6 protein-coding genes and 5 tRNA genes are annotated in these 6,374 nt (G+C 29.1%); all 11 read left to right on the plus strand.

What is annotated here, in order from left to right:
* Positions 1-5: 5 nt before the first annotated feature.
* The 11 genes from CAMP5118_RS07255 (at position 6) to CAMP5118_RS07305 (ending at position 6,189) form a co-directional block, all read left to right on the plus strand.
* The gene (locus CAMP5118_RS07255) at positions 6-695 is read left to right on the plus strand and encodes an NYN domain-containing protein (protein ID WP_039627173.1); all 690 of its coding nucleotides are present in this window, start codon (positions 6-8) and stop codon (positions 693-695) included.
* Positions 696-697: 2 nt separating this feature from the next.
* Positions 698-2,038, plus strand: coding sequence for a DNA recombination protein RmuC (rmuC, locus tag CAMP5118_RS07260; RefSeq protein WP_337216970.1), 1,341 nt, complete (start codon positions 698-700; stop codon positions 2,036-2,038).
* Positions 2,022-3,368 carry an NAD(P)H-hydrate dehydratase gene (locus CAMP5118_RS07265; RefSeq protein ID WP_337216971.1) on the plus strand — a complete coding sequence of 449 codons (1,347 nt, stop codon included), beginning with the start codon at positions 2,022-2,024 and terminating at the stop codon, positions 3,366-3,368. The genes rmuC and CAMP5118_RS07265 overlap by 17 nt, the downstream gene beginning before the upstream one ends.
* A complete protein-coding gene (gene purN, locus CAMP5118_RS07270; RefSeq protein ID WP_337216972.1) occupies positions 3,359-3,931 on the plus strand; it encodes a phosphoribosylglycinamide formyltransferase in 573 nt (190 codons plus the stop codon). The genes CAMP5118_RS07265 and purN overlap by 10 nt, the downstream gene beginning before the upstream one ends.
* Before the next feature lie 42 nt (positions 3,932-3,973).
* Positions 3,974-4,696, plus strand: coding sequence for a TerC family protein (locus tag CAMP5118_RS07275; protein WP_337216973.1), 723 nt, complete (start codon positions 3,974-3,976; stop codon positions 4,694-4,696).
* A gap of 85 nt (positions 4,697-4,781) precedes the next feature.
* Positions 4,782-4,859, plus strand: a tRNA-Pro gene (locus tag CAMP5118_RS07280).
* A gap of 12 nt (positions 4,860-4,871) precedes the next feature.
* Positions 4,872-4,948 (plus strand) — tRNA-His (locus tag CAMP5118_RS07285).
* A gap of 3 nt (positions 4,949-4,951) precedes the next feature.
* A tRNA-Arg gene (locus CAMP5118_RS07290) sits at positions 4,952-5,028 on the plus strand.
* Positions 5,029-5,055: 27 nt separating this feature from the next.
* A tRNA-Arg gene (locus tag CAMP5118_RS07295) sits at positions 5,056-5,132 on the plus strand.
* A gap of 5 nt (positions 5,133-5,137) precedes the next feature.
* A tRNA-Leu gene (locus CAMP5118_RS07300) sits at positions 5,138-5,222 on the plus strand.
* 100 nt (positions 5,223-5,322) lie between these two features.
* Entirely contained in the window at positions 5,323-6,189 is an 867-nt protein-coding gene (locus CAMP5118_RS07305; protein WP_337216974.1) for a hypothetical protein, read from the plus strand.
* The last annotated feature ends 185 nt before the right edge of the window (positions 6,190-6,374 follow it).

Here is a 6,374-nt window from a genome sequence, read left to right on the forward strand (position 1 = left end):
TAAAAATGGATAACAAAAGTGTGGCGATCTTTATTGATGCAGAAAATATTCCTTCAAAATATGCAAAATCTATTTTTGATATCGCCTCTGATTATGGAGAAATTGTTATAAAACGAATTTATGGAGATTGGACACAAAAAAATATACAAAATTGGAAAGAACAAATCGCACAATATTCTATCATCGCTATGCAACAATTTAATTTTATAGCTAATAAAAACTCAAGTGATATGTACTTAATCACTGAGATTATGAGTTTTTTTTATGAAAAAGATATTGATATTTTTGTCATTGTTTCAAGTGATAGTGATTATACTAGTTTAATCCAAAGACTTAAAGAAGGCAAAAAGCAAGTTATAGGTATGGGTTTAAAACAAGCTGTAAAATCTTATGTGAATTCTTTTAGTGAATTTTTTTATTTAGATCAAGATGAATCTAAAGAAAAAGTATTAAGCACTAAAGAATATATCAAAGATTTAATCAATATCACAGAAGCCTTAATAGAAGAAAAAGGCCGTGCTGAATATGCTCAAATTCGCACCAATATGAATAGAAAACACGCAAATTTTATCCCTCAAAATTTTGGTTTTAAAAATTTTAGAGCATTGGTAAAAGAGTTTTTACCACAAATGAAACAATTTAAAGAAGGTAATGAAAAAAATATTTATTTTCTTATTGAAAAAACAAAGGCTTAAAAATGGAAAATATCTTGATAGCCTTTTTAGCTATTGTAGTTTTAGCTTTTATATGGTATGCGTTTAAAAGTCAAAAAGAAAAAGCAAAATTAGAGTTTTTAAACCAAAGCAATATAGCCTTGCAAAATCAACTTGCTAATTTAGAGCTTGAAAAAACCACACTCATAGAAAAAAATTCCAAACTTTTAGATGAAAAAATATTATATTTATCTAAAAATGAGGCTTTAGAAGCAAAATTAGCTCAAAAAGAACAAACCCAGCAAGAACTTTTAAATATACATTTAAAAGAGCGTGCAAATTTAAAAGAAGAATATACTCAAACTTTAATAAAACTAGAAGAAAAATACAAGCAAGGTTTAGTGGAATTAAAACAAGAATTAGAGCAAAATTTACAAAAACAAAATGCTAGTATTTTAAACCAAAACAAACTTATGCTTAATGAGGATACAAAAAAAATCTTAGAAGAAATTTTCTTGCCTGTGAAAAAAAGCGTTAAAGAATACAATGAAAGACTAAATTCAAATGAAGTTAGTCTTAAAACTCATATTGATAATATGTTTAAATTTAGCCAAAATATGACAGAAAATGCAGATAAGTTAGCTAAAATTTTAAAGGGCGATAAAAAAATTCGTGGTAATTTTGCAGAATTGCAACTAAAATCAGTTTTAGAAAATAGTGGTTTGGTAGAGGGCGTGCAGTATAAATTGCAAGAGAGATTTCAAGATGAGGGTAAAACCTATATTCCTGATGCGGTAGTATTTTTAGATAAACAAAAAAGTATAATCATAGATGCAAAATTTTCTTTACCAAGTGATTTTGCTTTTGAAGATGTTAGTCAAAACACTTGCCTTGATTTAGCTTATAATCTAAAATCAAGGATTGATGAGTTAGCCAAAAAGCCTTATATGCAGTATGATAAACACACTTATGAGTTTGTTTTGCTTTTTATACCTTATCAAAATATCTTAGATTTGATTTTAAATGTAGATCTTGAAATTTATCAATACGCTTACAAAAAAAAGGTTTATTTAACCACACCAAACACTCTTTTTATGGCACTAAATACGATAAATATTTCATGGAAAAATATACAAAGTAATGAAAATATCCTAAAAGCTTTTGATGAGCTTGGCAAATTTCATGATAAATTTGCAGGTGTTTTAGATGATTTTGAAAAAATCAAAGAAAACATCAAAAGACTAAACACAAATGTAGATAATATGCAAACAAAGCTTACTCATGGAAGTGGAAATATCGCTTCAAGAGTGATAAAACTTAAAGAGCTAGGCGCTAAAACCCAAAAGCTTATAAAATGTGAGATGAGCGATGAAAGTAGTATTTAAAGATAATATTTCTTATGAAAAAGAGCTTGTTGAAAAAGGTTTGGATGAGTTTTTAATGATGGAAAATGCAGGCATAGAGCTTGCAAATTTTATTAAGAAAAAAAGTAAAAACATAAAAAATGCTAAAATTTTATTTTTGCTTGGTACTGGTGGAAATGGAGCTGATGGACTTGTGGCCATTAGACACTTAAAAAAAGCTTTTGCTTATACTGTACCATATAAAAAAAGTACAGTGTTTACCAAGCAAGAGCAAATTTTAAAAAATATAGGTTTTAATTTCTTAAAAAAAGAACCTAAATTTAAAGATTTTGACATCATAGTTGATTGTGTTTTTGGAAGTGGTTTAAATAAAGCTTTAGATGAAAATTTGCAAAGAATTTTTAAAAAAATTGCTAAAAGTAAGGCTTTAAAAATAGCTTGTGATATTCCTAGCGGGCTTGGACAAGAGCTATATTTTAAGGCTGATTATACTCTTTGCATGGGGGTAATTAAAGAAATTTTATTAGAAGATTTCGCAAAAGAATTTGTAGGTAAAATTAAAATTGCGAATTTGGGTTTAAAACCTTATATGCAAAATACTTCAAGCTTTTTACTAGAAAAAAAAGATTTAAAACTCATTACAAAAAAGGCTAACTCAAATAAAGGTGATTTTGGCCATGTTTATATTTTTGCCAATAAAAGCGCGGGTACTTTAGCTGGACTTGGTGCTTTAGGGTTTGGAGCGGGGCTTGTGTCTTTAGTGGCTAAAGAAAGCTTTTCGCCTTTGATTATGCTAAAAGATGATATTGAAGGCAAAATAAATGCAGCTGCTATAGGTATGGGACTTGATGATTTAAGTATTTTAAAAGATGAAAGATTAAAAAACATTCCTTTAATCTTAGATGCAAATTGCTTTCAAAGTGAAAAATTACTTTCTTATCTTGATAGAGAAGATGTTGTTTTAACCCCTCATCCTAAAGAGTTTTCTATGCTTTTAAAACTTTGTTTTAATGAGGATGTAAGTGTAGAAGAAATTCAAAACAAACGCTTTTTTTATGCAAGAAAATTTAGTTCTAAATTCCAATGTGCTTTGGTGTTAAAAGGGGCTAACCCCATCATCGCTCAAAAAGAAAAACTTTTTGTAGTAAATTGTGGCAATGAAGCTTTGGCAAAAGGTGGAAGTGGGGATGTGCTAAGTGGCATGATAGCAGCTTTACTTGGAGCTAAATTTAATGCTTTAGAAGCTGCTAAAAATGCAGTATTAGCTCATGCTTTAGTAGCTAAAAATTATAAGAAAAATAAAATTAGTTTTGATGCTTTAAAATTAATAAAGGGGTTAAAATGCTTATAAAATTAGCAGTTTTATTTAGTGGTAATGGAAGCAATTTGGAAAATATTTTAGAAAAATTACATAAAAAAACTTTTGGTAAAAATACCTTTGAAGTGGTTTTGTGTGTATGCAATAAAAAAGAAGCCTATGGCATACAAAGAGCTTTAAAATATAACCTTGATACTAAAATCATAGAACATGAAAAATTTACTTCAAGAGAAGAATTTGATGCAGAATTAGTAAAAATTATAAAAGAAAGTCAAGCAGATTTGACCATCTTGGCAGGATTTATGCGAATTTTAAGTCCTATTTTCACTCAAAATATAAAAGCTATTAATCTTCATCCTTCTTTGCTTCCTTTATTTAAAGGTGCCCATGCTATCAAAGAAAGCTATGAAAGTGATATGAAAGTAGCAGGCATTAGTGTGCATTGGGTTAATGAAGAGCTTGATGGTGGTAAAATCATTGCACAAAAGGCGTTTGAAAAAGCTAAACTAAGCTTTGAAGAGTTTGAAGATAAAATTCACCAGCTCGAACATATACTTTTACCTGAAACCATTGTAAAAATTTTTGAAAATGATTAATTTTTCATCATTATAATTACGCTTTTTGTTTAAGGAAAGTAAATGTTTGAATGGATTTTTAGTGTAGATGCTTGGGTAGTATTACTTACTCTTACAGCTTTGGAGATTGTACTAGGTGTTGATAATATCATTTTTCTAGCGATTTTAGTTTCTAAATTACCACCAGAACATAGAGATAAGGGTAGAATTCTAGGTCTTGCCTTTGCGATGATTACTAGAATTTTATTGTTATTGTCTTTATTTTGGGTGATGAAGCTTGTTGCGCCTTTATTTAGTATATTAGGCAATGAAATTTCAGGTAGGGATTTGGTGCTTTTGCTTGGAGGTTTGTTTTTAATAGTTAAGTCTATTAAGGAAATTAAAGAAAGTATAATGCACCAAGAGGAAAGTCAAAGCAATATAAAAATTAGCAATAAACTTTGGGTTGTAGTAGCTGAAATAGCCGTGATAGACATAGTATTTTCTCTTGATAGTGTTATTACTGCTGTGGGCATTGCTCAAGATATAGAGATTATGATTATTGCTGTTATTGTTGCAGTTTTAGTTATGCTTTTTGCTTCTAAACCAATTGCAGATTTTGTGGAAAAATATCCAAGTATTAAAATCTTAGCTTTGGCATTTTTAGTAATGATAGGCTTTGTTTTGGTATGTGAAAGTTTTGATATTCATATAGATAAAGCATATATTTATACAGCTATGACTTTTTCTTTGATAGTTGAAATTTTAAATATCATTTCACAAAAAAAACAAACAAATAATTCTTAAAATATTTAGCATTTTTTATGCTAAATATTTTTTATCTTGACTTTTAATATTTTTTTATGTAAAATAACGCTTTATTTTTGTACATCGGGGTGTAGCGCAGTCTGGTTAGCGCACTTGGTTTGGGACCAAGGGGCCGAAGGTTCGAATCCTTTCACCCCGACCATTTTTATAAATGGTGAGTGTAGCTCAGTCGGTTAGAGCATCAGATTGTGGTCCTGAGGGTCGTGGGTTCGATTCCCATCACTCACCCCATCAGCGCTCGTAGCTCAACTGGATAGAGCGACAGACTTCGGATCTGTAGGTTATGGGTTCGATTCCTATCGGGCGCACCATAAGCCTATTGTTACTTTTATTTTTATGCGCTCATAGCTCAGCTGGATAGAGCAACGGCCTTCTAAGCCGTAGGTCAGAGGTTCGAATCCTCTTGAGCGTACCACTTTTGCGGATGTGGTGAAATTGGCAGACACGCCAGACTTAGGATCTGGTGCAGCAATGCGTGAAGGTTCAAGTCCTTTCATCCGCACCACTAATTTAAAACTCTTTTAAGTATTTAAGTTTCGCGATTCATCTTAGTCATATTTATAACATAAATTAAATTTATAATATTACAAAACTAGGAAGATGCTGTGGTAAATATATATCAAGTTAAAATTATTGAAAATTTTTGCAAGGATAAATTTAAAGAAGATACAAGAACAAAAGATTTTTTTCATACCTTTTTGACTCAAAATTTAGAAATTTACACCAATATAGAAGATCAAAAGTATGCCAAAGATACAATATTAATATATAAAATTTTTGATATATGTATTATATGTATAAAAGACGGAGTCTCGGTAAGTCAAGAGTATTGTCAATTTAAAAAAGGTGTGTTAGATCATATAGTTGTATATACCGATGAAAATATGAATGATGGTAAAATATCGCAACTATTAAGAGGTAGTTCTACATTAAAAATAGATAAATCAAATTGTTATGATAATCTAGATATTAAAGTTGTGTTTTCAGAAAAAGGCTTTTTATTTCAGGCTAGATTTAATAATTGTGAAAGTAAATTTAACGATACAATGACTATGTTTGCGCTTTCTTTGGCTTATCGTGAGAAAATGGAGTATTACTTGAATTTAACTTCAAGTATTATAGATGAAGAAAATTATCATGATGTTATTGATATTAAAAAAGATTTTTATGTTTTTAATCTAAAGTATTTTTTTAGTAATCCAGTGCACTATAACTACCAACAAAAACATGCAATATGGAAAATTATATTTCAATATTACGTTATTTTAGAACAACATCAAGAGCTTAAAATCCAGATAGAAAATCTTGTTGATATTTTGCATATTGAACAAAATCAAGAGGAAGATAAAAAAGAAAAAATAAAAGAGAATAAAAGAAAAAAAATCGAAATGATTTTTTTAATTATCGGTGGTTTTGTTACTTTAGCTTCGTTGGTTAGTGCATACAAAGACGCTATGGAATTATTTGGTTAAAACCGTATATTATTTTGGCAAAACAAGCATTTTAACTTTATAGTTAAATATGTTTTATGCAAAAATTTAAAAGCCTTGCTAAAATTTTTGGAGTTTTTTATCCTCTTATATCTCCTGTTCTATATTATTCTACAACTCCTTCCATTATTTCCCTAAAACAAATTTTCTTTAAATGTCTAATTATA

This window comes from Campylobacter sp. LMG 7929 (assembly GCF_024723595.1).
Classification (GTDB): domain Bacteria; phylum Campylobacterota; class Campylobacteria; order Campylobacterales; family Campylobacteraceae; genus Campylobacter_D.